The sequence below is a fragment of the Aeromonas media genome (assembly GCF_020423125.1).
Lineage (GTDB): Bacteria > Pseudomonadota > Gammaproteobacteria > Enterobacterales > Aeromonadaceae > Aeromonas > Aeromonas media.
This window is the reverse complement of record NZ_CP075564.1, coordinates 1,110,742-1,136,488: the sequence shown is the minus strand read 5'-3', so window position 1 is coordinate 1,136,488 and position 25,747 is coordinate 1,110,742. Positions and strand designations below refer to the sequence as shown.

20 protein-coding genes are annotated in these 25,747 nt (G+C 60.6%); 8 read left to right on the top strand and 12 right to left on the bottom strand.

Translation table 11 applies throughout. From position 1 onward, the window contains the following. Window positions 1-3: 3 nt before the first annotated feature. The 6 genes from aroK to tapM all read right to left on the bottom strand — a co-directional run bounded on the left by aroK (window position 4) and on the right by tapM (window position 5,700). The gene (aroK, locus tag KI797_RS05395; protein ID WP_005329951.1) at window positions 4-522 is read right to left on the bottom strand and encodes a shikimate kinase AroK; all 519 of its coding nucleotides are present in this window, start codon (window positions 520-522) and stop codon (window positions 4-6) included. Window positions 523-713: 191 nt separating this feature from the next. Beyond that, window positions 714-2,939: a type IV pilus secretin PilQ gene (locus KI797_RS05390; RefSeq protein ID WP_226171876.1), complete on the bottom strand. Its 2,226-nt coding sequence runs from the start codon at window positions 2,937-2,939 to the stop codon at window positions 714-716. 16 nt (window positions 2,940-2,955) lie between these two features. After that, on the bottom strand, window positions 2,956-3,483 hold the full coding sequence (locus tag KI797_RS05385; RefSeq protein WP_042649570.1) for a pilus assembly protein PilP: 528 nt from the start codon (window positions 3,481-3,483) through the stop codon (window positions 2,956-2,958). Between the two features lie 2 nt (window positions 3,484-3,485). Beyond that, window positions 3,486-4,085: a PilO family type IV pilus biogenesis protein TapO gene (gene tapO / locus KI797_RS05380; protein WP_005329946.1), complete on the bottom strand. Its 600-nt coding sequence runs from the start codon at window positions 4,083-4,085 to the stop codon at window positions 3,486-3,488. Beyond that, window positions 4,082-4,651, bottom strand: a complete 570-nt coding sequence (gene tapN / locus KI797_RS05375; RefSeq protein ID WP_005329944.1) for a PilN family type IV pilus biogenesis protein TapN — start codon at window positions 4,649-4,651, stop codon at window positions 4,082-4,084. Before tapN ends, tapO begins: the two co-directional genes overlap by 4 nt. Continuing rightward, window positions 4,639-5,700: a PilM family type IVa pilus assembly protein TapM gene (tapM, locus tag KI797_RS05370; RefSeq protein WP_041205206.1), complete on the bottom strand. Its 1,062-nt coding sequence runs from the start codon at window positions 5,698-5,700 to the stop codon at window positions 4,639-4,641. Before tapM ends, tapN begins: the two co-directional genes overlap by 13 nt. A 297-nt stretch (window positions 5,701-5,997) precedes the next feature. On the opposite strand from tapM, the gene KI797_RS05365 reads away from it, so the two are divergent. Beyond that, window positions 5,998-8,487, top strand: a complete 2,490-nt coding sequence (locus tag KI797_RS05365) for a penicillin-binding protein 1A (RefSeq protein ID WP_041205207.1) — start codon at window positions 5,998-6,000, stop codon at window positions 8,485-8,487. A gap of 56 nt (window positions 8,488-8,543) precedes the next feature. Here the strand turns inward: KI797_RS05365 and oxyR are convergent, their stop codons facing one another. The 3 genes from oxyR to KI797_RS05350 form a co-directional block, all read right to left on the bottom strand. Beyond that, window positions 8,544-9,440: a DNA-binding transcriptional regulator OxyR gene (gene oxyR, locus KI797_RS05360; protein WP_005329937.1), complete on the bottom strand. Its 897-nt coding sequence runs from the start codon at window positions 9,438-9,440 to the stop codon at window positions 8,544-8,546. A gap of 163 nt (window positions 9,441-9,603) precedes the next feature. After that, window positions 9,604-10,251 carry a DsbA family protein gene (locus KI797_RS05355; protein ID WP_226171874.1) on the bottom strand — a complete coding sequence of 216 codons (648 nt, stop codon included), beginning with the start codon at window positions 10,249-10,251 and terminating at the stop codon, window positions 9,604-9,606. Window positions 10,252-10,325: 74 nt separating this feature from the next. Beyond that, window positions 10,326-11,186, bottom strand: coding sequence for a Vmh family MBL fold metallo-hydrolase (locus KI797_RS05350; protein ID WP_226173019.1), 861 nt, complete (start codon window positions 11,184-11,186; stop codon window positions 10,326-10,328). A 126-nt stretch (window positions 11,187-11,312) separates the two neighbouring features. Here KI797_RS05350 and KI797_RS05345 point away from each other — a divergent pair, with 126 nt between their 5' ends. Further along, window positions 11,313-12,215: a LysR family transcriptional regulator gene (locus KI797_RS05345; RefSeq protein WP_226171872.1), complete on the top strand. Its 903-nt coding sequence runs from the start codon at window positions 11,313-11,315 to the stop codon at window positions 12,213-12,215. A 48-nt stretch (window positions 12,216-12,263) separates the two neighbouring features. Here the strand turns inward: KI797_RS05345 and KI797_RS05340 are convergent, their stop codons facing one another. Together KI797_RS05340 and KI797_RS05335 are read right to left on the bottom strand one after the other, a co-directional pair. Then, on the bottom strand, window positions 12,264-13,046 hold the full coding sequence (locus KI797_RS05340) for a BPSS1780 family membrane protein (protein WP_041205209.1): 783 nt from the start codon (window positions 13,044-13,046) through the stop codon (window positions 12,264-12,266). A gap of 39 nt (window positions 13,047-13,085) precedes the next feature. After that, the gene (locus KI797_RS05335; RefSeq protein WP_226171870.1) at window positions 13,086-14,051 is read right to left on the bottom strand and encodes a fimbrial protein; all 966 of its coding nucleotides are present in this window, start codon (window positions 14,049-14,051) and stop codon (window positions 13,086-13,088) included. Between the two features lie 210 nt (window positions 14,052-14,261). Between KI797_RS05335 and KI797_RS05330 the strand changes: the two genes are divergently transcribed. Next, window positions 14,262-15,089, top strand: a complete 828-nt coding sequence (locus tag KI797_RS05330) for a M23 family metallopeptidase (protein ID WP_042649587.1) — start codon at window positions 14,262-14,264, stop codon at window positions 15,087-15,089. A gap of 66 nt (window positions 15,090-15,155) precedes the next feature. Here KI797_RS05330 and KI797_RS05325 read toward each other — a convergent pair whose 3' ends face one another. Next, a complete protein-coding gene (locus KI797_RS05325) occupies window positions 15,156-16,493 on the bottom strand; it encodes an MATE family efflux transporter (protein ID WP_226171868.1) in 1,338 nt (445 codons plus the stop codon). Between the two features lie 153 nt (window positions 16,494-16,646). Here KI797_RS05325 and mscM point away from each other — a divergent pair, with 153 nt between their 5' ends. The 5 genes from mscM (at window position 16,647) to KI797_RS05300 (ending at window position 25,740) form a co-directional block, all read left to right on the top strand. Beyond that, window positions 16,647-19,922, top strand: coding sequence for a miniconductance mechanosensitive channel MscM (mscM, locus tag KI797_RS05320; protein ID WP_226171865.1), 3,276 nt, complete (start codon window positions 16,647-16,649; stop codon window positions 19,920-19,922). Between the two features lie 77 nt (window positions 19,923-19,999). Further along, on the top strand, window positions 20,000-20,677 hold the full coding sequence (locus KI797_RS05315; RefSeq protein WP_042649591.1) for a glycerophosphodiester phosphodiesterase: 678 nt from the start codon (window positions 20,000-20,002) through the stop codon (window positions 20,675-20,677). 159 nt (window positions 20,678-20,836) lie between these two features. Further along, a complete protein-coding gene (locus tag KI797_RS05310) occupies window positions 20,837-22,714 on the top strand; it encodes a methyl-accepting chemotaxis protein (protein ID WP_005329900.1) in 1,878 nt (625 codons plus the stop codon). Window positions 22,715-23,228: 514 nt separating this feature from the next. Then, window positions 23,229-25,013: a fumarate reductase (quinol) flavoprotein subunit gene (frdA, locus tag KI797_RS05305; protein ID WP_042649592.1), complete on the top strand. Its 1,785-nt coding sequence runs from the start codon at window positions 23,229-23,231 to the stop codon at window positions 25,011-25,013. Next, entirely contained in the window at window positions 25,006-25,740 is a 735-nt protein-coding gene (locus KI797_RS05300) for a succinate dehydrogenase/fumarate reductase iron-sulfur subunit (protein ID WP_005317203.1), read from the top strand. The genes frdA and KI797_RS05300 overlap by 8 nt, the downstream gene beginning before the upstream one ends. Window positions 25,741-25,747 lie beyond the last annotated feature (7 nt).

Genomic DNA, 25,747 nt, shown 5'->3' with positions numbered 1-25,747 from the left:
TGATTACATACCAATCAACTTAACGATTTGATTAGCTACAACTTTTGCACTTTGATCATCCGTCTGGATGACAAAGTCTGCGACTTCTTCATACAGGGCGTTGCGCTCGAGGGCCAGACGCTCCAGCACTTCGCGGGGCGGCTCTTCGGTTTGCAACAGGGGGCGACGCTTGTCTCTCTGGGTACGCGCCAGTTGCTTTTCAATGGTGGTTTCGAGGTAGACCACGATGCCGCGCGCAGAGAGTTTGTTGCGGGTTTCACGGCTCTTGATGGCGCCGCCGCCCGTTGCCAGCACGATACCCTGCTGCTCGGCGAGTTCACCGATCACCTTCTCTTCGCGGATCCGGAAACCCTCTTCGCCTTCAACATCGAACACCCAGCCGATATCGGCACCACTGCGGCGCTCAATCTCATGATCTGAGTCGAAAAACTCCATGTGCAGTTGTTCTGCCAGATGTCTACCTATGGTGCTCTTGCCCGCACCCATGGGACCTATCAGGAAAATATTGCGTTTCTCAGCCATGTCTTTTCGTTAGTAATTACAAACTGTATGGCCCCGGTAACTACTCGACCGGGGTACCTATGAACCTTATCTTGCGATGGATCAGGAGGGGGATTATCTCAATAGAAACCAGGACTGGCAACCGCAGCCCTTACGCCCCAGCCTCATCGGGGCGTAAGGTTATATGTGTTTTACCCTCACATGTAAAGTTTTCAGAGGGCGTCGGTGACTATCCTCGGGGTCACGAAGATCAGCAGTTCACGCTTCTTGTTCTCACTGGTGGTTTTCTTGAACAGATAACCGAGGCCGGGAATATCCCCCAGCAGCGGTACCTTGCTGACGTCGTTCTTGATGGTCTGTTGATAGATGCCGCCCAGCACCAGGGTCTCACCATTGTTGACCAGCACCTGGGTGGTGATGGACTGGGCGTTGATGGAGACTGCATCCCCAGTACCGGTCGGGACAGTTTCCCCCTTGGTATCCTGGGTCACGGTCAAATCCAGGATGACCCTGTTGTCGGGGGTGATCTGTGGCGTGACCTTGAGACTCAGCACCGCCTTCTTGAAGGTGACCGAGGTCGCCCCGCTGGAAGAGGACTCCACATAAGGGATCTCGGTCCCCTGTTCGATCAAAGCCGGTTTCTGGTTCGCCGTGGTGACCCGAGGGCTTGCAATGATCTCGGCCTTGCTCTCCTTCTCCAGCGCCGACAGTTCAAGGTCGAGCAGAGTGCCATTGGCGAGACGGGCAACCTGGAAGGCCAGGGTACCGGCGGCGTTGGTCACCGGCAGGTTGACGTTGAGCCTGTCTTCCACGCCGGGGCGCGTGATGGTGGAGCTGCCGTCATTATTACCAGCGCCATCATTGCCCTCTATGGTGCCAGAGGTGCCATTGCCATGGCCATCCGTCTTGGTCACCCCCCACCGCACGCCCAATGCCTCGTCAAAGCCGTCGTCTATGGTCACCATGCGCGCCTCGATCACCACCTGCTTGACCGGGATATCGAGGATATCCAGCATCCGCTTGACGTTGCCGATGACATCCGCCGTGTCTTTGACCACCAGCACGTTGGTGCGTTCGTCCACGCTCACTGCGCCTCTGGGAGAGAGCAGCTTGGTGCTCTCGGAGGAGAGCAGGGCCGCCACTTCGGATGCCTTGGCATAGTTGATCTGCAAATATTCGGTATAGAGCGGCGCCAGATCGGCCACCTGATTTCGGCTCTCCAGTTGCTGTTTCTCTCGTGCGGCAATCTCGTCCGCCGGGGCCACCAGCAGGATGTTGTTGTCCAGCCGCTTGTCGAGCCCTCTGACCTTGAGAATGATGTCGAGCGCCTGTTCCCAGGGCACACCATCGAGACGCAACGTGATATTGCCGGAGACGGAATCCGTGGTCACCAGGTTGAGATTATTGAAGTCGGCGATGATCTGCAGCACGGTTCGTACAGGAATATCCTGGAAATTCAATGAGATTGGTTTTCCCTGATATTGTTTCGCGGTCGTGGTGGCGACGCGTTTTTTCACCTCTATGATGAACATCTTGTCGGCCTGGTCGTAGCGATAATCAAACTGGCCATTGACCGAGAGTTCAAACAGGGTGTCATTGCCCTGGCGGAACACCTCCACCTGGGAGACCGGGGTCGCAAAATCCTGCACATTGATAAGATTGAGTTGCTCATCCGGGATCCGGGTACCGTGGAACTTGGCGAGCACCTTCTGGCCCCGACTGCTCACATCCACTGCAGCCGAACTGTTATCCAGGGTCACGAGAAATTCCCCCTGCCCCTCCTTGCCACGGCGAAAATCCACCCCCTTGACCGAGTTGAAGTAGGCACCTCCCGCGTTAGCCTGCGAGACGGACAGGACGGGTTTGCTGGCCGCAACGGGGGCGGGAGCCGCCACGGGAGAGGAGACAGAGACGGGCTGGGCCTGATATTGAGACTGGTTCTGAGCGACCCGCTGGGTATCAATCAGCGCCGACTGGGTCACTGGCTGGCTCCTGACAAGGGCTGACGGACTGGCACTTGGAGAGGTCGTCGTCGCAGCCACTGGCTGACCGGCCTTCTCTCCCAATGACACCAGCAATTTGTTGCCCTGTTGATGAACCTGGTAAGGGGTCAGCTGATCGAGCGCTATCTTGATATCGAGCCCTTCCCCCTTGCCCTCCACCTTGAGGTTGTCCACCCCTTGCTGCTTGATGGGCAGCGGGTTGACCGTCAGCGCGCCTATGGCTCCGGGCACGTGCAGCAAGAGTTGATTGGGTTCATACGACAGTCTGTCGGTAAATCCGCTCACAGGCTCGCTGAAGCTCAGCTCGAGCAAGAGCTGATCGGCCAACAGCGGATTTACCCTGACCTCCTGCAACGCTGGCACCGCCCACACCTGAGCGCATGCGCCCAGCCACAACAGCGCCACACCGCTCATCCTTCTTATTGTTGTTCTCATCTCTGCTCATCCCTGATCATAGTTTTGCGTCGAGATTGGCCATGGCCAGCTGAGTTTCTCGGGTGACCCAGCATCCTTTGCCATCCGGTACCGTTTCCATCAAGTCAACATGAGTATTCGTTATCTTGATGACTCTGCCCTGATCCAGTCCCATGTACTGATTGAGCCCCACACGCACGGCTTGCCCGTCCGGGGTCCTGATCAGCGCCCATAACTGTCCCTGCTTGCCGATGGATCCCTTCATGCTCAAACTGGCCAGCGAATAGCGCTCCAGCACCTCCTTCTCCCGATTCGCCACTATCTGGGCGCAGTCCGGCTTGGTCTTCGCATCCACTCTGGAACTGGTCTCAGGTTGCGGTTCAATGAAGGGGCTGCGTTGATCGCTGTGCTGATAGGCCATGGGGGAAAAGGGTTTTATCTCCGGCAAGGGTTCGATCGGGATGGGTTGCCTCGCCTTGGTTTGTTGTACGTACTCGTCCATGTCTTCCTGCCCGCCGCAGGCCGTCAACAACAGCACCGGCAAGAAGAGTCCTATCACTCTCATGCTCATGGCTTCTGCTCCAGGGTTTTACCGTTGTATTTGTAGGTCTTGGCCTGCATGGACATGCCTATCAATTCGCCCTGATCCCGGCTTTGATTGAGCTGAAACGACTCCAGGATGACGATGCGCGGCAATGCAGCCATGTCAGCCGTGAACTTGCCAAGCTCGTGATAGGTGCCCACCACCTCGATGCGCATGGGAAGTTCGGTCGAGAATTCGTGTTTGACCTCTGCTTCCCAGTTAATCCTGTTCAATTTGAGCCCGTTGTCGGTGGCGATAAAGCTGATGTCATCCAGCAGCCCTGCCACTTCATGGGTGTTGGGCAACTGCTTGAGCTGGGCATCCACCAAATGCTCCAGTTGCACCATCTGCTTCCGGTATGCCTCCAGGTTGGCAGCCAGCATGGCCTTGCTCTCGAATTGGGCCTTCAGCTCCTGCTCTTTGACGGCCTCCTGCCGCAAGGCCGTCAGGGAATTGGCAATCACATAGTAGTAGATGGCCCCCCCCAGCAAGGCACAGCAAAACAGGATGAAGATCCCCTTGGCAACCTTGGGCCAACGCGCGATGTCATTGAGATCCAGGTCATTGAACTGTTGCAGGTTCATTTTTGCCCCTTAGCCGCGGCCGGAGCTACGCCAGCAATCTGGAACATCATGGAGAACTGGCTGAGGGCCACGGGCGCCACATCCGCAGTAAAAATAGTGCTGAGCTGAGACTGCCCCAACCAGCCCGAACCATCGATGCGCCTCATCATGCTGGCAACCCGGCCATAGGCTTCAGCCTTGCCGTTGACATCAATTCTGTTGGCCTGCAAGGCCAGGGTATTGAGGTAGACACCGTTGGGCACCAGCACGGGGAGCTGGTTGAACAGGCGTACCGGTATGTTGCGTCTTGTCTGCAACTGCTCGATAAGCTGCATCCGGTCGATCAGTTCCTTGCGACGCTCCTTGAGCAACCGGATCTCGCCAAGCTGGGTATCGAGTGTGGCCATCTCCTGCAGCAGACGTTGGTTGCGCTGCTGCTGATACCCGATCTGCTGCTGCACCAGCCAGTCGACGGCAAAGGCAAGGGAGGCCGTGGCCGCGAGGAACAGACCGATCATGATGCCAAACTGTTTCTTCTGACGCTGGGCCCTGGCCAGTCGCCAGGGCAGTAGGTTTATATTTGACATGGTGTGAAGCTCCGCAGTGCCAGACCGAATGCCGCCATGTACTTGGCTCCATGGATGAGGCCTCCTTCTCCCTTCGGCTTGCCAAACAAGGCAAAGGGGTCGGGATGCAGGACGTCACAGTTGAGCTCGCTGCCTATCTGCCCGACGAGACCAGGCAGCAGGCTGCCCCCTCCCGTCAGAACCAGTTTTGACAGTTCCTTGTTGCCCGACGAACTGCAAAATAGCTGCACATTACGCTTTACCTGCAACACCAGGGTGTTGAGATGAGGCAACAACACATCCACCTCATGGTCGGCAGGCAAGCGACCCTGTACCTTGGCAAGCTCCGCCTCATCCAGACTCATGCTGTAAAAAGAGGCCAGGGCCTGGCTGTATTGATCGCCACCGAAATTCTGCAGACGAGAGTAGACGACCTCCCCCTTGAGCAGCGCGGCAAAGGTCATGGCACTGGCGCCTATGTCGACGATACCGACCGGCTTGTCCCAGGTTTTCAGCTCGGGTAGACAGGCGAGCACGGCACGCCCCAGCGCATGGGCACCCACATCTACCACCATGGTCTTCATATCGGCCTCCATCAGCGCACTGACCCGGCCGTTGACGCTCTCGGTGCGCGCCGCACTCAGCAGCACCTCCTGGCGGCTCTCATCGGCCGTCAGGCCGAGGATCTCGAAATCCAGACTGACCTCATCGAGGGGGAAGGGAATGAGCTGCTCTGCCTCCAGGTGAACCTGGTTCTCCAGCTCGTTCTCGTTGATGTTGGCATCAACCTGAATGACCTTGGTGATGACATTGGAGCCCGTCACGGCCGTGGCCACGAGCTGACAGTCCCCTTGTATGAGCCGCTTGAGCGACTTGAGGGACTGACCGACCCGTTCAATGTCCTGCAGTTGATAATCGACCAGGGTGCCCTTGGGCATGGGGATCTCGGCAACCGATTCGAGATGCACCTTGCCAGGACGTCCGCTGAGGGTGACGGCCTTGATGGTTTGACTGCCAAAATCAATGCCCGCCAAGGAGAGGAGGGATCCCTTACTTAATAGCCCAAACATATACACATCCATGCGTTATTGGGTTTTAGGACTTATTGTAGGACAGTGCATCACGACGTGATGACTTAACTCAATATAATGCTCTATCTATCAATGTCATAAAGTTTATGTCAAAAGTTGACGCTCCTCTCCTTTCGGCCTTGATTGCGGCCCCCTTGGTAATTGCGTCCTGGAATGCTAACCTCCCGCCTCTTCTCGAGGTCGATGTCCCCGGACAGGAAAACCTCGAATCCGCGAGGGTAAAAAGGCTATACTCTGCGCCCGTTGGCTAATTTTAAGACGATTGGTAGTTCTTCCATGCTGAAATGGCTCGTTCGCCTGTTTATTGTCATGATGCTGGGTGCAGTGCTGGGTGTTGCCAGCCTCATCGGTATCTACTTCTACATCAAGCCCCAGTTGCCGGATGTGAGCGCCCTGCGCGATGTCAAACTGGCCACTCCGATGAAGGTGTACAGCCGGGACGGGGAACTGATCTCCCAGTTCGGCGAGATTCGTCGTATCCCGTTGCGGTTGGATGAAATCCCCCAGCCCATGATAGATGCGGTGCTCGCCACCGAGGATGCCCGTTTCTATGAGCACCCGGGCATAGACCCCATCGGCATCATCCGGGCCGCCACCGTCTGGGCCGTCTCCGGCCAGGCCCGCCAGGGCGCCAGTACCATCACCCAGCAGGTTGCGCGCAACTTCTTCCTGAGCAACGAGAAGACCCTGGTGCGCAAAATAAAGGAAGTGTTCCTGGCCTGGCGCATCGAGCAGAATCTCTCCAAGGATGAGATCCTCACCCTTTATCTCAACAAAATCCCCCTCGGTTACCGGGCATTCGGGGTCGGCGCCGCCGCCCAGGTCTACTTCGGCAAAGACGTCAAGGATCTGACCCTGGACGAGATCGCCATCATCGCCGGGTTGCCGAAAGCCCCTTCCATGCTGAACCCCATCCGTTCGCCGGAACGTGCCTTTGCACGTCGCAACGTGGTGTTGGGCCGCATGCTGGAGACCGGCAAGATCACCCAGGCCCAGTTTGACGAGGCCTCCAAGATGCCGGTCAAAGCCCGTTACCACGGTGCCGAGACGACTCTCAATGCCCCTTACCTGAGCGAGATGGTGCGCCAGAAGATGGTGGAGCAGTTTGGTGAAGATGCCTACACCATGGGGCTGCACGTTTACACCACTGTCACCGCCAAGCGCCAGCGCGCCGCCCACCAGGCGCTACTGGACGGCGTCTTCGACTATGACACCCGCCACGGCTATCGCGGCCCGACCGCCCTGCTGTGGAAGGCCGGGGAAACGGCCTGGGACTACGATCAGATCATGGCCCACCTGGCAAAGCAACCGACCTACCAACCCCTGATGGCCGCCGTGGTCACCAAGGTCGGCGACAAGAGCGCCACCCTGGTGCTGAAGAATGGCAAGCAGGCAGAACTCGGCTGGAACGGTATCAAGTGGGCCCGAACTTTCATCACCGATGATCGCCAGACCTATCCACCGAAATCGGCACGGGACGTACTGAAGGTCGGTGCCCAGATCTGGGTGCGGGAGAAAGGGGAAGAGCTGCTGCTCTCCCAGATCCCTGACGTCAACGCCGCCCTGGTCGCCATGAACCCGCAGGACGGTGCCATCGAGGCCCTGGTTGGTGGCTTCAGCTTCGAGATCTCCAAGTTCAACCGGGTCGATCAGGCTCGTCGCCAAGTCGGCTCCAACATCAAGCCCTTCCTCTATGCCACCGCGCTGGAGCAGGGTTATACCCTGGCATCCCTCATCAACGACGCCCCGATCAACCAGTGGGATCCCGCCAAGGGTCCCATGTGGCAACCAAAAAACTCGCCGGCCATCTATGAAGGCCCGACCACATTGCGCCTTGGCCTCGCCAAGTCCAAGAACGTGATGTCGGTCCGGCTGATGCGCGCCATCGGGCTGGATACCTATATCGATGGCCTGACCCGCTTCGGCTTCGCCCGCGAGCATATCTCCGCCAATGAATCCCTGGCTCTGGGTGCCGCCGAATTCACCCCGCTGGAAGTGGTGCGTGGCTACTCCGTGCTGGCCAATGGCGGCTTCCAGGTGACGCCTTACTTCATCACCGAAGTGACCGACAGCTTTGGCACTCCCCTGTATCAGGCCAATCCGGCTGCCGCCTGCCGCGACTGCGGTGTACTGGCCGCCGCCGGGCTCGACAGCGCCGATGCCTACGCCAACACAGTCCCTGACTGGAAGGCCCAGTGCCCGATTGACCCTGTCGTGCCCAACAACATGGCGCCCCAAACCATCAGTGCCCAGAGCGCCTTCCTGATCACCGACACCCTGACCACCGCCATCTGGGGTGGCAATGGCTGGCGTGGTACCGGCTGGCGCGCGGCCCGTGACCTCAAGCGTCACGACATCTCGGGCAAGACGGGGACCACCAACGAATCGAGGGATGCCTGGTTCTCCGGTTACACCCCGAATCTGGTAGCCACCTCCTGGATCGGTTTTGACAACCACCAGCGCGGTCTCGGCCGGGCCGAATTCGGGGGCGGCGCCGCCCAGCCCATCTGGATCGACTTCATGAAGACGGCCCTGCAGCAAGTGCCAGAGCGCAAGATGCCGGTCCCCGAAGGGATCATGCAGGTACGCATCGATCGGGAGACAGGTCTGCTGACCAACCGTGCCGATGGCGCCAGCATGGAGGAGTTCTTCAAGGAAGGCACTGAACCGACCCGCTATGCAAGCCAGCTCTCCGATGGCAATCAGGTCTACGGCGGCGATGGCTCCAGCAGCGATGGCCCCGTCTCCACCGACGACATCTTCTAAGCTGCCCCTTGAGGCAAAAAAACCGGCGCTCTAGCGCCGGTTTTTTTATCTGCCTTTCAGCCGAGCAGCCCTTTCATCAGGGCTGAGATGCGGGAGGCCAGTTCATTGAAGCAGGGGCGGCGCACCGAGTAGTGGCGATAGAGCAGGGAGATGGTGCGCCCCGGTACCGGGTCTATCACCGGACGATAGCTGACGCCCCTCTCCTCGGCGTTGGCGGGCACCGCCAGCTTCGGCACCAGCGTCATGCCGCTGCCTGCCGCCACCATGTTGCGCAGGGTCTCGAGACTGGTGCCCTTGAAGCGCTGATCCTCGCCGATGCCGGCGGCAAAACAGAATCCCAGCGCCTGCTCCCGCAGACAGTGTCCATCGGCCAACATCAACAATTTTTTGCCCTTAAGATTGTGCAGTGGCACCGCCCTGGCACTGGCTTCCGGATGATGTTGGGGCACCGCCAGCCACATGGGCTCCTGATAGAGAGGGATGGAGCCAAAGCCGTCCATGCCCTCCAGCTCGGCGAGCACCAGGCAATCAAGCTCTCCTTCCTCCAGCCGCTTGAGCAGCACCTGGGTCTGCTCCTCGTAGAGATAGAACTCCAGCTTGGGGAAGTGTTCCCTCAGATCCTGAATGATGTGGGGCAGCAGATAGGGACCCACTGTGGGAATGAAGCCGATGTGGATTTCGCCGGACATGGGCTCGGCGAAGTGCTGGCCTATGCTCTTGAGCTCGCGCACCTCTTTGAGCACCTTGCGGGCCTGCCGGGCCATGGCATCGCCGGCCGGGGTAAACAACACCTTGCGGGAGGTGCGCTCGATCAGGATCACCCCCAGCTCATCTTCCAGCTTGCGCAGCTGGCCGCTCAGGGTCGGCTGGCTGACGAAGCAGCGCTCCGCCGCCTTGCGAAAATGTTTCTCCTCTTCCAGCGCTACCAGGTACTCGAGATCGCGAAGGTTCATAGGTACTGCATCCTGCCAATCAAAGAGGCCGTTAGCATGCCCAAGAACGGTGCGGGGGACAAGGGAAGCCCGAAACGGGGAGCGCTCTCCCCTGCCCCGCTCACCCGACATGCCCTCTGCCGTGACCCTGAGGGCCGATGCGGCAAACCAGGGCATGCCCGGATCAGGCCGCCATCAGGGCGGCGAGATGGCTCACGAAGGCTTGCGGCTCCCCCAAGAATGAGGAGGCGGGCAGCGGGATGAGACTTCCCCCCCGCATCAGCCCGAGAGTCGGGAACCCCTGCCCGCCGAGCCGACGCAGCCAGCCCTGGCTTTGGGCCAGATGCCCGGCGAGATCCACCTGACCAAAGGCCAGGGCGAACGCCTCCGGCGTGATGCCCTGCTCCTGCGCCAGCCGCGCGAGATGGGCCTGGTCACCGACCCACTGACCGTCAAGGTAATGGGACTGCTGAATGCGATGCAGCAGGCTCAAGCCATCACCACCCAGCTCGGTGACCGCCAGTATGGCCCGGATGGGGGGCTCGGAGTCGAGCAAGAGGCCGTCACTGAGCAAGAGTTCGTTGAAGTAGCGCTCACCGAAAGGCTGGTCGGTCAGGGCCTGGATCCGCTCGTCATGGGGGCGGACATGGTCCCTCAGGGTCTGGCCCATGGGCTGGCGGCGCGAGCCCAGCCAGAGGCCGCCCGCATGCAGCGCGATCTGCAAATCCGGGATCCCGGCCGCGGCCTCGAGCAAGGGGGCGGCGCCATAGCACCAGCCACAGAGGGGGTCATAGACATAATGGAGGGTGGTTTGCTGTTCGCTCATATTCATTCTCACTTCAATCTTGGATAAAAAACCGGGCCCTGGGGCCCGGTAAAAAAACACAGGGAAAAGGACTCAGGCCATTACCACTTCATCTCGCCCATGTTGACCTTGGCACCGATGGCCAGACCATCGTCAACCGGCAGGGACGGGAAGGTCTTCTTCAGGCCGTCGATCAGCTGATCGCTGTTCTTGGCAGTGGCCAACGCCTGCTCGAAGCGCTGGACGTAGTCACGGGTAAAGGTCACGGCGGCAGTGCCTTTGGGTGCGGAGCCCAGGAAGTGGCCAGGTACCACGCGCTCGGGTTTCAGAGCCAACAGGTTGTCCAGCGCCTTGACCCAGTTGCTGCGGGCCGCCTTGGTCTGGCTGTCCGCCATCCAGACATGCACCCCGCTGTATACCGGCACGCCGCCAAACACCGTCTTGATGGAGGGAGCCCAGAGGAAGGCATTCGGGGTGTTCATCTCCTTGATTTCAATCTTCTCGCCATCCAGGGTCAGGTGGGAGGCAGTCATCACCTGCGGCACGGTCAGACTCTTCGGTGCGCCCTTGCCCAGGATCGGGCTCCAGTAGCTCAGCTTGGCATCCTTGGTCTGGTTGATATGGTCAACCACATGCTGGTCGGCCAGCACTTTGACATCCGGGAACGCCGCCATGACGGGCTCCAGACCGAAGTAGAAGTCGGGGTCACCGGCACTGATATACACAGTGGTCAGCTTCTTGCCGCTCTTCTTGATCATCTCGACCAGCGCCTGACCATGTTGCACGTCGAACTGGGCATCGATCAGGATGGCCTCTTTGTCACCGGTCACCAGTGAGGAGGAGACCGGGAAGATCGCCTTCTCGCCAGGGTTGTAGACAGTCACGCTCAGGGGGGCAGCCAGTGCGGCGCCACTCAGCAGGGTGGTCGCCAGAGTCAGGTTGCGGATCAGGGTGTTGTTCATCATCTATTCCTCATTAAGTATTCGGGGGTTCATTTGATGGACAGAGTGTATTGGATCGCCTAAGTTGCAAATACAGCGTAAAAAGCACATAACTGTTGCATATATCGAACATATAGAGAGCCATACATGGATCGACTGACCGCATTGCGGGTCTTCGTCAGCGTTGTCGAGCAGGGGAGTCTGAGCGGCGCCGGGGAGAAACTGGATATGTCCCGCGCCATGGTGTCGCGCTATCTGGCCGAACTGGAGCGCTGGATGGGCGCCCGCCTGCTGCACCGCACCACCCGCCGTCTGAGCCTGACCGGGCCGGGAGAAGAGGCACTGAACCGTGCCCGCGCCATGCTGGCGCTCGGCGAGGAGATGGAACAGATTGCCGTGAAGAGCGATGACGCCCCCAAGGGGCAACTACGCATTACCAGCAGCTACTCCCTCTCCGAAGCGCTGCTGGTCGGGGCTGCCAACGACTATCTGGCTCGCTACCCCGGTACGGCCATCGACATCCTGCTGCTGGACAGAACCGTCAACCTGGTGGAGGAGCGGATCGATCTCGCGGTGCGCATCACCAACGATCTGGATCCCAACCTGGTGGCGCGCCGCCTCGGCACCTGCCACTCCGTCGTCTGTGCCAGCCCCGCCTATCTGGCCCATCATGCGCCGCCGCAGCGGGTGCAGGATCTGGCTCTGCACAACTGCCTCACCTACACCTATTTCGGCAAGAGCCTGTGGGAATTTCAGGGGCCCGAGGGCCCGGAGTCCGTGCCGGTGAGCGGCAACCTCAGCGCCAACATCTCCAACCTGCTGCTGGCGGCGACCCTGGATGGGGCGGGGATCAGCCTGCAACCCGCTTACTCGGTGCAGGCCCACCTGGAGAGCGGCGCCCTGGTGCCCCTGCTGACCCAGTGGCAACCCAAGCAGCTCGGCGTCTATGCCGTCTATGGCACCCGCAAGCAGATGTCCCCCCTGCTGCGCAGCTTCCTCGACTTCCTGATCGCGCACATGGCGGACGATCCCCTGTGGCAGGCCCGCTGAGAGCTCATGAAAAAGGGGCCTGTCGGCCCCTGTCATCCCTGTGTCGGCTTATGCCTCGAAACCAAACGCCTTGACCGGCGGCTCGCCGTCGTCGGCAGCCTCCTCGTCCACATAGATGTCGCGATAGGCGGCGTAGATGGAATAGTTGATGGCCGGCAACACCACCAGCAAGCCCACCAGCATAAGCAGCGCACCAAAGAAGATCAACACGGCCCCCAGCAGCCCCCACCAGAGGAAGGGCCACATATTGCTCAAGCAACCCTTGAAGCTGAGCCTGGCCGCCTGCCAGATCCCCACGCCGTGGAAGAAGATGAGGGCGGGAGCGAAGGTGATGGCCATCAGCACGGGCACCAGCAAGGCCAGCCCCAGCAACAGACAGAGCAGGAACCCCTGCGCCTGTTCTGGCGTCAGGGTCAGGGTCTCCGGATCCTGGGAGAGCAGACCGGTCAGGCCCCACTGATGCAGCATGAAGGCGCAGATGAGCAGTATCCCCATGAACAGGGCGAGCACCATCAGCCCCCCCAGCATCAACGGGGTCAGCCGGTGACGGAAACCGGCGAAGAAATCGGCGAACTGCAGGGGCTGGCCCTCATGACCCCGGCGGGCCACCGCCACCCAGCCAGCGCCCCACACCATGTAGAGCAGCTGGGAGATGAAGCCCCCTGCCGGCAGCTGTTCCAGCAACATGCCCACCAGGAACCAGATCACTATCATGGCCACACTGGCGCCCATGCCCCTGTTGAAGATGTCGAACCCGGTGCGGATCCAGATCCAGCCCTGCCCTATGGTGTGGCGTTTGGGTTCGCGGCGCAGGGCGCTGTCACTGTTCATCATTGACCTCGTCGAAAATAGCAGCAGAAAACCCTGTCATCAGGGCACGCTCACCGTGACCATGATGGTGCCCGTGTAAGCACCGGTGCGCACCACCTGACCCGGCAACCGGGTCGGATACAGCCTCACCTGATATTGGGTGGTGTGGCTGGCCGCCGAGTAGGGTACCGCGATGGCAGTATCAAATGGAATAGGAGTCAGCGTATCCTGCTCGACCATGCCCACCCCGACCCCGGCCAGGCTGGTGGTGATGAAGCGATTCTGGCTGCTGAGCGCCCCCCCGAAGCTGTAGGACAGCGGTATCACGTAGTCACTCGGGATCTGGCTGCAGGTCACGCTCACATTGACGCTGCGCGGGGCATAACCCCTGGGTATCTCCCCCTCGACGAAGACACTCTGCGCCACGGCGCCGAGATCGATGGGAATGCTGGTGCCGGCCGGGAACTGGCAGGTCGGTGTCGAGGTGACGCTGATGTTCATCGCCAGGGTGCTGAAGGCATTGACCGGGCTGGTGTCGGGTACACTGGCTCGCCGCACGAAGAGGTGGGCGACGGTGCCGTTGAAGGTCTGGGTACCCGTGACCCCCTTGAGCAGCTTCAGGGTATAACGGCCGCCATTCACGTTGATTCCCCCCAGCAGGGAGACATTCAGCAACCCACCGACGCAGGCACTGAGCAGCCCTGTGGTCGTGGCGCTGAAGGGAACTTCCTGGTATCCCCCTGCCGCATTGAACTCAGTTTTGAGGCCAAAATAGGGATTGAGTTTGATGAGGGTGCCCAGAGGATCGGAGACGGTGGGCAGGTTGGTGGTCCCCTGGTAATAGACGGTCACAAACAGCCCCACCGAAATCCCGGTGCAATCACAGGTAGCCGTGCCCGTGGTCAAGAAGGCGGTGGGACCGCTGGTTTCTCCGGGCTGATAGAGGGTACTGGTGGTGATGGGGCCGGTCGCCACGAAGGGACTGGTGCACTGGCCATTGACGGCCCGTGCTTCGCCCGCCCACAAGCTCCCCAGCCAGTGCCTTACTGCCTGCCGTCATAGGTGCCATTCAAAGATACCTTTAGTGACACATTAGTAAATAGCATGGAATTCTCAATCTTGCCGTGCGGCACAGTCTCCTGTCCGGCGCCATGGCGCGAGGTGACGGACAGCCGGGCAAGAATGTGGCATCATTTTCCCCCTTTTTATCTCACCGCCTTGTTCGATGGAGCCACCATGCGCCGCCTGTTCTTCCTTCTCATGTTGCTCGGCAGTCCCGCTCTTCACGCCGAATCCAGCTTTATCAGCCGTCTGCTCAACCACCCAGTGCCGGGAGGCGTGGCCGTGGTGCAACTGGGAGACGGCGCCAAGGCGCCCGCCGTGCGGTATCAGGACAAACCCGTCCTGGTGGTGCAGGAAGAGGGCAAGCGCTGGATCGCCATCGTCGGCATCCCGCTCAAGAGCCAGCCCGGCCCCCATCAAGTGACCACGAACGATGGCCGCACCTTGAGCTTCACGGTCGGCAACAAGCACTATCGGGAGCAGCACATCAAGCTCAAAAACACCCGTCAGGTCAATCCGCTGGCCGAGGACATGGCCCGCATCAACCGGGAACTGGCCGAGCAGACCCTGGCCTACCAGACCTTCAGCCCCACCCAGCCCAGCAACCTGCTGTTCGACAAGCCGGTCAACGGCCCCCTCTCCAGCCCGTTCGGGCTGCGCCGCTTCTTCAACGGCGAGGAGCGCAACCCCCACTCCGGCCTCGACTTCGCGGTCGGCGCCGGTACCCCCATCAAGGCACCGGCCGCCGGCAAGGTGATCCTGATCGGCAACTACTTCTTCAACGGCAATACGGTGTTCGTCGATCACGGCCAGGGGCTCATCAGCATGTTCTGCCACATGTCCAAAATCGACGTGACCCTGGGCCAGAGCCTGCCCCGTGGCGGCATCGTCGGTCGGGTCGGCGCCACCGGTCGCGCCACCGGTCCCCACATGCACTGGAACGTCAGCCTCAACGACGCCCGCGTCGATCCCGCCATCTTTATCGGCGCCTTCAAACCCTGATCCGGGCAGGATGAAACGAAAAAGGCAGCCCGGGCTGCCTTTTTCGTTCATGGAGAGGGGCGCTAGTCACAGGGTTGCGGCATGCTGCCCGGCCTCCTTGCCCATGGCCCGCCACATCGCCAGTACCAGCAGGGTGCTGCAGGTGGGCAGCGCCAGCCAGACCCCGGCCACGCCCCACAGGGAGGAGAAGCCCCAAAGGAAGCCGCCGATCAGCACCAGCTTGCCGCCGGTGAGCAGGGAGGCGATGCGGGCCCGGTTGATGGCCTGGAAATAGGTGGCGCCCACCAGCAGCAGCCCCTCCATGGGCAGGCCCCAGAAGTAGAGCCAGATGCCGAGGCTGGCCACCGGCAACAGGGCCGCGTTGTCGCCGGCAAAGAGATAGACCACCCCCTGTGGCCAGAGGTAGAGCGGGATCATGCCGCACAGCGCCACCGCCAGGGTCACCCCCAGCGCAAGGTTGCGCACCCGCAGTACCCGAGCCCAGTTACCCGCTCCGGCGTTGAAGCTGGCGATGGGCTGGATGCCCATGGCGATCCCCTCGAAGATGAGATAGAAGAAGGCCTCGCTGTAGCTGATGACGCCGTAGGCAGCCACGTGCAGCGAAGTGCCGACTGACAGCAGCGCCTTGTTGTGCAGCGCCAGCACCACAGACAGATAGAGGTACATCAGAAAACTCGACACCCCGAGTCGCAGGGTCTCCCCCATCAGGCGCCAGTCTGGCACCAGAGTATCCCAGCGGATGCGCAGCTGGCTGCGGGGGGTGAAGAAGTGCCACAGGCAGAGACCGCCGGTCACCGCCTGGGAGAGCATGGTGGCGATGGCCGCCCCCGCCAGTCCCCAGGGGATCACTGCCATCAGCAGGTAATCGAGCAGCACGTTGAGCACGCCGCCCCCCACCAGGATCCAGGTGGTGAGACCGGGCCGTCCGTCGTTGCGCAGCAGGGCGGTGAACGCCATGGAGAGCACGGCAAAGACCCCGAGCCAGGCGTACCACTGCAGGTAGGCGAAACCGGCGTCGAAGATGACCCCCTCGGCCCCCATCCAGGTCAGCATCTCCCTTCCATACCGGATGCCAATGAAGGCGAGCAGCGCGGAGGCGATGAGCACCATCACCAGCGCATTGCCGACGATGTGGCGCGCCTTTGCCTGCTCCCCCTTGCCCAGATAAAACGAGGCGAGCGACGAGGAGCCCATGCCGATCAGCGCCCCCACCGCATAGAGCACGGCGCAGATGGGGTAGGCCAGCATCATGCCCGCCAGACCGTCCTGACCCAGGAGATGGCCGACGAAGATGCCGTCTATGGTGACATAGACGCCAGTGACCAGCATGGCGGCTACCGTCGGGGTGACGTAACGCAGGAAGAGCCGGGAAAGGGGGGCCGTGCCCAGATCGACAGAGGACATAAATTGCTCAACGGAGGGAAACGGCCAGAATAATAGCCAAACAAGACCCGGATCACCCGTTATTTATGTTGCAGATCATTAATATGGAAGGCTTTACCCGCCCCGGCCCCTGCTTTAGGCTAAGGCGACTTCTCATGAACGGAAACGTGCGCCATGTTGCAACGCCTGCTCTGTCTGATGCTCTGTCTCAGCCTGCTCCCCTTCTCCGCTGTCCAGGCCGATGATGCCGTCACCCAGGTGGAAGAGTTGCTGCAAAGCGTCCCCAAGACCGACAGCCTCGAAAACCAGCAGCTGCGGGAGAGCTATCAGCAGGCACTACAGTATGCCCGGGACGCCCAGCGCTATCGGGAGCAGGGCAAGGCCTATCAGCAGATCCTCATCGACTACCCCAAGGAGTCCGCTCGCCTCAAGGAGAGCCTGCACAACTATCAACCCCAGCCCCGCCCACCCCTCTCCTCCTTGAAAGAAGAGACGTTGCGCCAGGCCATCAGCCTGAGCAGCAACCGCCAGATCAACCTGCGCAAGGAGCGCCAGGCGGTGACCGACAGCCTCAACCAGCTGGAGAGCACGGGCCAGGAGTATCATGTGCGGGTCGATGAGCTGCGCAAGCAATTGTTGCAGACCCGCTCCCAGCTCGATCGCCTGAGCTTCAGCAACGAGTCGGACAGGCTGCAGGAGGCCCAGCAACTGGCCACCCGCCTCAAGGAGCAGAGCCTCTCCGACCGGATCCAGATGCTGGAACTGGAACAGCTCTCCGCCCAGCAGCGCAACGATCTCGGCAAGCTGAAACTACAGGAGCTCAACCTCGCCATCACGGACGAGGACGAGTGGCAGAACAGCCTGCTTGCCCAGCAAAACCAGTTGCGGCGAGAAAAGACGGTGCAGGCGCTGGCGGAGAGCGAGCGGCTGCGCAGGCAGCTCACCTCGGATCTGCCCCTGCTGCAGGAGCAGCAACAGCAGAACCAGGCGCTATCCCTGCAACTGGGTGCCCTGGAGGATCAGATAGAGCGGGTACAGGACGAGCAGCGCGGCGTCGACACCTCCCTGTCAGGACTGAACGATCTGGTCAACTCGGTGCGCGAACAACTGGAGTGGCTGCAGATAAGCAACGCCTACGGCGAAAACCTGCGCAGCAAGCTGGCCGATCTGCCGGCCTACTTCCCGCTGGAGAAACTGGAGTCCGACATCGTCAAGGCGCGCATGGCGAAATACCAGTACGAGACCGAGCAGGATGCCCTCAAGGATCCCGCGCAGATCCGCAACGAGCTGCTCAGCGGGGATGAGATCACCCTGGACAGGGCCCAGCGTGCCGTGCTCGACAACCTGCTCAAGGCCAGACGACAACTGCTGACCCGGCTCAACGACGCCTCGGATACCCTGATTCAGGAGCAGACCCGGCTCAAGCTGCTCTACAGCCGCCAGAACAGCAAGATCGACGAGATCCGCGAGATCAGCGCCAGCCATCTGTTCTGGATGCCGGATGTGCGCCCGCTCACCCCGGCCGTCCTGCTCGGTGTGCCCACCGCCCTGAGCCTGCTGCTCGATCCCGTCAACTGGCTGCAACTGCCCAGGGCCATCGTGGAAAACAACCCCATGACCCTGACCCTGGCCGGGCTCGGTCTGCTGGTGCTTGCCTGGTGCTGGGCCAAGCTGGGACGCCATCTGGTGCAATACAGCCACTACATAGCCCCGCGCATCGGCAAGGTAACCCAGGACAAGTTCAGCCTCACCAGCCGGCTGCTGATGCGCTCCCTGCTCGCGGCCCTGCCGCTGCCCGCCATGGTGTTGATGATGCGCGGCCTGCTGGACGGCGCCTGGCAATACCCCTTCGCGGTGGCGGTGGCCCGCGGCCTTGGCGAGATCTGGTTTTTGCTGCTGGCGCTGCTGGTGGCCCGCCATCTCACCCTGGAGAAGGGGATCCTCATCCTCCATTTCCGCTGGCAGAAAGAGCGGGTCCAGAAGGTGTGGGGCCAGTTCCGCACCCTGCTGCTGGTGCTGATCCCGAGCTTCTTCGTGCAGGGCATGGCCAACAGTTATCAGGAGCACGCCTTCTACGACTCCCTCGGCCGGCTGGCCTTCATCGTCGGCGCCCTCTGGCTGCTGCTGTTCTTCGCCCGCCTCAACCGGGAGAAGCTGCCCCTCACCTGGGGCCAGGCCGACATGACCAAGCCACACCTGCTGCACCACTTCATCTGGAACAGCCTGATGCTGGCCCCCCTGCTGGCGGTACTGGGCACCCTGTTCGGCTACTTCTATACCTCCCGGATCCTGCTGCGCCAGCTGGAGCTGAGCCTGCTGGCTGGGCTCGGCTGCCTGCTCGTCTACTATCTGGCGCACCGCTGGATGCTGATCCAGCGCCGCCGCCTCGCCTTCGATCGTGCCAAGAGCAAGCGGGCCGAGATCCTGGCCCAGCGGGAACGAGAGGATGACGATTTAAGCTCCGAGATCCCGGACGTGGTGGAGGAGCCTGAGCTGGATCTGGACACCATCAGCGCCCAGTCCCTCGGCCTGGTGCGCACCCTGCTGATGCTGGGCTTCACCATGCTGGTACTGGTGCAATGGTCGGATCTCAACTCGGCGTTCAGCTTCCTCAGCAGCATTGAGGTGTGGCAGGTGAGCAGCAAGGTGGCTGGCATAGAGCAACTCTCCGCCATTACCCTGCAGGATCTGATGCTGACCGCCTTCGCCTTCATCCTGACGGTGGTCACCGCCCGCAACCTGCCGGGGCTGATGGAGCTCACCCTGCTCCAGCACCTGAGCCTCTCCCCCGGTACCGGCTTCGCCCTGACCACGGTCAGCAAGTATCTGGTGATCCTCATCGGCGCCCTCACCGGCTTCTCCATGCTCGGCATCGACTGGTCCAAGACCCAGTGGCTGGTGGCGGCGCTCTCGGTGGGTCTGGGCTTCGGTCTGCAGGAGATCTTCGCGAACTTCGTCTCCGGCCTCATCATCTTGTTCGAGAAGCCGATCCGGCTCGGCGACACCGTCACCATTCGCGATCTGACCGGCACTGTCACCAAGATCAAGACCCGCGCCACCACTATCGTGGACTGGGACAGGAAGGAGATCATCGTCCCCAACAAGGCCTTCATCACCGAGCAGTTCATCAACTGGTCGCTGTCTGATGCCATCACCCGGGTCAAGCTGCGCATTCGCATCGGTCTGACCCAGGAACCCAAACGGGTACAACAGTTGCTGGAACAGTGCGTGCAGGAGTCCACTCTGGTGCTGGATACCCCGACCCCCGAGGTGTTCCTGATCGAATTCACCGACTCGGCCCTCATCTACGAGATCCGGCTCTATGTGAACAACATGGACCACAGAATGCCGATCACCCATGAGGTGCACTCGCTGATCCTGGAGAAACTCAACCAGCTCGGCATGCATCTGCCCCACCAGCAGATCGATATCAGGATGAGCCGAGGCTGATGGCTCCCTCCCCTTCATAAGGGGAAGGGTGGGGTTCTAGCTCACTCATCCCCCAATGACGACAACAGGAGCAGCGAATGCAGATCATTGCCCATCGCGGTGCCAGCAAACTGGCACCGGAGAACACCCTCAAAGCGATGGAGATAGCCATCGCACTCGGAGTCGGCGCCATCGAGCTCGACGTACAGTGGGCAGACGGCGAGCTCTGGGTCTTCCACGACCGACGGCTGGAGCGTTGCACCGACGGCCATGGGGTGCTGACAGAGCAGTCCCGGGACTATCTGGCGAGCCTGGATGCGGGGGACGGGGAGCGGATCCCGACCCTGTGGCAGGTGATGAGCCTGATTGCGGGGCGCTGCGAGCTGCACATCGAGCTCAAGGGGGCGCACACCGCCGAGCCGGTGGCGGCCCTGACCAGGCGGGCCGAGGCGGAGCTTGGCTTCACCCCGCCCCACTGGGTCGTCTCCTCGTTTCACCATCCCGAGCTGGCGCACTTCGCCCGGCTGAGGCCGGAGCTGCGCCTCGGCGCCCTGACCGCCAGCCTGCCGCTGCACGGCGCCCGCTTCGCCGAAGAGTTGGGGGCCTGGTCCCTGAACTGCGACGTGGATTTTGTCGACGCCGGACTGGTGGCGGATGCCCATCGCCGAGGGTTAAAGGTATTGGTCTATACGGTCGACGAGGTGAGTGATGGGGATGCCCTCGCAGCCATGGGGGTCGATGGCATCTTTACCAACCGGCCAGATCGATTCAGCTGAGTATTAGCACGCCCTGGCAGGCCATCAGGAGGTGAAAAAAGATCGAAAATTTTCTGTGCACCGGGATACATAAAGTCCACTTTCAGCCGATACAGAGTTGGCTCATAACAATAACAAACACCACACAGATCTCAGACTGACGCTCACAAGGATGTAAACATGAACCTATCCATCAAGAACAAGCTGGTCCTCGCCATCGGGGCCATCATCCTGGTCATCACCGGCCTGCAGGTCTGGTACAACACCACCCAGCTGCGCAGCGAAACCCAGCGGCTGATCTGGAGTTTCATCGATGACAGCTCCATCGCCAACGTGAAGGGCATCTCCCGCTGGCTCGATGCCCGCATCAACCTGGTCACCGCCACCAAGGAGGCCTTCACCAAGGAGGACGAGCCCCTCAGTCACCTGGCCCAGTCCATGAACGCGGGCAACTTCGACCTGGTCTATGTGGGCACCAAGGATGGCCGGATGATCCAGAGCAAGCCCACCGATCTGCCGGCCGGCTATGATCCGCGCCAGCGCCCCTGGTACAAGGACGCCACGGCGGCCGGCAAACTCGCCATCACGGCCCCCTACGCCGACATCACCACGGGCCAGCTAATCATCACCATCGCCGAGCCTTTCAGCCGTGGCAACACCGACGGGGTCATCGCCGGTGACGTCTCCATCGACGGTCTGGTGCGGGACGTGCTGGCCATGAACTCGGAAGGCACCTACGCCATCCTGGTGGACAGCAACGGCACCATCATCGCCCACCCGGACAAGGCGCTGGCCCTCAAACCCGCCACCGCCCTCTCTCCCGAGCTGACGGCGGCCAAGGTCAACGAGCTGGCCCATGACAACACCATCTCCGAGATGATGATCAGCGGCAAGGCCAGCGTGTTCGATCTCACCGAGATCCCCAACACCAACTGGTATTTCGGCATAGTGGTGGATGAAGCGGTCGCCTACCAGTCCGTCTCCCGCATGGTCACCTCCGCCCTGCTGCAGGGCCTGCTGACCATCCTCATCGTGGCCGGCTTCTCCTACGTGGCCATCAACAGTTCCCTGGCCCCACTGAAAACCCTGGGCGAGGCGATTGCCGATCTCTCCCGCGGCAATGGCGATTTGACCCGTCGCATCAAGATCGAGCGGGAAGATGAAGTCGGTACCGTCGCCAAACACGTCAACACCTTCATTGAGCGCATCCACGTGATGGTGCAGGACATCTCCAACTCCTCCGGACAGCTCAACCAGCAGGCCAGGTCCTCCCACGACATGGCGGAGAAATCCAACCAGGGGCTGGCCCGCCAGCAGAACGAGATCTCCCAGATTGCGACCGCGGTGCACGAGATGTCCGCCACCGCCGTCGAGGTCGCCAGCAATGCCGAGCAGACCGCAGAGGCGGCCCGCAGCTCCTCCAGCAGTTGCGAGCACGGCAAGCAGGTGATCGCGCGCAACCAGCGCTCCATCACGGATCTCGCCACCCAGGTCAAGCAGGCCTCCGGCATCATCCAGGAGCTGGAGAAGAACGCCCAGGAGATCAACACCATCCTCTCCACCATTCAGGGCATCGCCGAGCAGACCAACCTGCTGGCGCTCAACGCCGCCATCGAAGCCGCCCGGGCCGGTGAGCAGGGTCGCGGCTTCGCCGTGGTCGCCGACGAGGTGCGAGTGCTGTCACAACGTACCCACAGCTCCACCGTCGAGATCCGCAGCATGATCGAGACCCTGCAGCGCAACACTCAGGGCGCCGTCAGCACCATGCACGAGGGTCAACTGCTGGCCCAGAACAGTGTGGAAGATGCGAACGACGCCACCCAGGCCCTGGAGCAGATCACCACCTCCATCAACCAGATCTCCGACATGGCGACCCAGATCTCCAGTGCCGCCGAGGAGCAACGGGCGGTGACCGACGAGGTCAGCCGCAACATCCAGGCGGTCAAGGACGTCTCGGACGAGCTGGCGGTGGATGCGGACAGTTCACGCAACCTCTCGGCTCAACTTAAAAATATTTCAGGTGAGCTCAACAATCAGGTCGGCATGTTCCGCATCTGATCGAACCAATCAAAAGGGGCCGTCCAGGCCCCTTTTTTATATAAACCCTTTTTGTTTCAATGGTTATAATTCCCCTTCGACACAGAACACTCTGTGATCAGCCTCTCCATTCGAATATCCTTCTGACACAGATGATGCCTGCCACGGCTATATTCGCATTACTTTTTTGATGTCTTTTCATCGGCCGCAAACATGATAATAGTTATCATTAAACATTTCTGATAAAAAACTTAAAAACTTTATGGGTAATACCTAAAAAGAGAGGCATTTCTCATTTTTTTGAAAGAAAACTACGTACAATCTTGGGGTTAAAATCACTCGAGTAGCGAGTACGGCTGATCCAGATCACTGATGGATGGCGATAATGACGGCATTTTCATCCAAGGAATGGGGTGGTTGTAATAAAAATCACCGTTGCCAAGCACTAAAACAAAGCAGTTTGACTTGCATCAAGCCTGAATTTTTTTCATAGAGCAAAATCGTGCCCAGCAAATCTATCCCTAAGGAGGCAGATGTGGATATTATCAAGACCGATGTTGCCATCATCGGTGCCGGTGGCGGTGGCCTGCGTGCCGCAATCGCCATTGCAGAAGCCCACCCGGAGCTGGAAATCGCCCTGATTTCCAAGGTCTATCCGATGCGCAGCCACACCGTGGCCGCCGAAGGTGGCGCCGCAGGTGTCGTGCGTGATGACGACTCCCTCGAAAACCACTTCAACGACACCGTCTCCGGTGGTGACTGGTTGTGTGAGCAGGACGTAGTCGAATACTTCGTCAACAACGCCACCAACGAAATGATCCAGCTGGAGCACTGGGGTTGCCCCTGGAGCCGCAAGCCGGATGGCAAGGCCAACGTCCGCCGTTTCGGCGGGATGAAGATCCCGCGCACCTGGTTCGCCGCAGACAAGTCCGGTTTCCACATTCTGCACACCCTGTTCCAGACCTCCATCAAGTACCCGACCATCAAGCGCTACGATGAGCACTTCTGTCTGGACCTGATCGTCGAAGATGGCCGCGTGCAAGGCGTGCTGACCTTCGATATCCAGAACGGCATCACCCGCTTCATCCAGGCCAAGTCCGTGGTGCTGGCTACCGGCGGTGCCGGTCGCGTTTACCGCTACAACACCAACGGTGGCATCGTCACCGGTGACGGCATGGCGCTGGCCTACCGTCACGGCGTACCGCTGCGTGACATGGAATTCGTCCAGTATCACCCGACCGGTCTGCCGGGCACCGGCATCCTGATGACCGAAGGTTGTCGTGGTGAGGGTGGCATCCTGCTCAACAAGGATGGCTATCGCTACCTGCAAGACTACGGCCTGGGCCCGGAAACCCCGGTCGGCCAGCCGAAGAACAAACACATGGAGCTGGGTCCGCGCGATCGTCTCTCCCAGGCATTCTGGCAGGAGCAGCAGAAAGGCCGCGTGATCCAGGGCCCGATGGGCGACGTGGTTCACCTCGACCTGCGCCACCTCGGCGAGAAGTACCTCAAAGAGCGTCTGCCCTTCATCTGCGAACTGGCCAAGGCCTACGTGGGTGTGGATCCGGTCAAGGAGCCAATCCCGGTCCGTCCGACTGCCCACTACACCATGGGTGGCATCGAAACTGACGGCAAGTGCGCCACCCGCATGCCCGGCCTCTACGCCGCTGGCGAGTGTGCCTCCGTTGGCCTGCACGGTGCCAACCGTCTGGGCTCCAACTCCCTGTCCGAGATCGTGGTCTTCGGCAAGGTGGCCGGTGAACAGGCAGCCGAATTCGCGGCGACCCAGCAGCACGGCAACACCGAAGCGCTGGCCGCCAAGGCCGAGGCGCTGATCAAGCAGCACCTCTCGCTGATGGACATCGACGGGACCGAAAACCCGGCCGACATCCGCAACGAACTGGGCATGTCCATGGAAGCTGGCGTCGGTATCTACCGTACCGAAGAGCTGATGCAGGGCACCATCGACAAGATCAACGAGCTCAAAGCCCGTTACAAGAAGATCAAGATCAACGACAAGTCCTCGGTCTTCAACACCGATCTGCTGTACGCCATCGAACTGGGCTACATGCTGGACGTGGCCGAAGCCATGGCGCACTCCGCCATCAACCGTAAAGAGTCTCGTGGTTCCCACCAGCGTCTGGACGGTTATGAGGAGCGTGATGACGTGAATTTCCTCAAGCACACTCTCTCCTTCTATGCACCGGAAGGGGCCCCGACCATCGATTACTCCGATGTGAAGATCACTAAATCCCAACCGGCGAAGCGTGTGTACGGTTCCGAGGGTGAGAAACAAGACGAGGCTAAGAAGAATGGCTGAGATGATCGAAATTGAAATCCTGCGCTACCGTCCCGAGCAGGATAACGAGCCCTGGATGCAGACCTTCCAGGTGCCTTACCTGAAAGAGATGTCCCTGCTGGATGCGCTGCAGTACATCAAGGATCAGCTGGACTCCACCCTGAGCTTCCGCTGGTCCTGCCGGATGGCGATCTGCGGCTCCTGCGGCATGATGGTCAATGGCATTCCGAAGCTGGGTTGCAAGACCTTCCTGCGGGACTACCTGCCGGGCAAGATGAAAATCGAGCCGCTCAACAACTTCCCGATCGAGCGCGACTTGGTGGTCGACATGTCCGATTTCATCGAGAAGCTGGAGAGCATCAAGCCCTACATCATCCCGAGCGAACCGCGCAGCCTGTGCGACGGCGAGTACACCCAGACTCCGGCCGACATGGCGAAATATCACCAGTTCTCCATGTGCATCAACTGTGGTCTGTGCTACGCCGCCTGCCCGCAGTATGGCATCAACAAGAAGTTCACCGGCCCGGCGGCCCTGGCGCTGGCTTATCGCTACAACGCCGACAACCGCGACAGCGCGTCCAAAGAGCGGATGAAGATCATCAGCCAGGACGAGGGCGTCTGGGGTTGTACCTTCGTGGGTTATTGCTCCGATGTCTGCCCCAAGGGTGTGGATCCGGCCGCAGCCATCCAGCTTGGCAAGGTCGAGAGCGCCAAGGACTACATGATCGCCATGTTCAAGCCGGATTGAGGAGTGA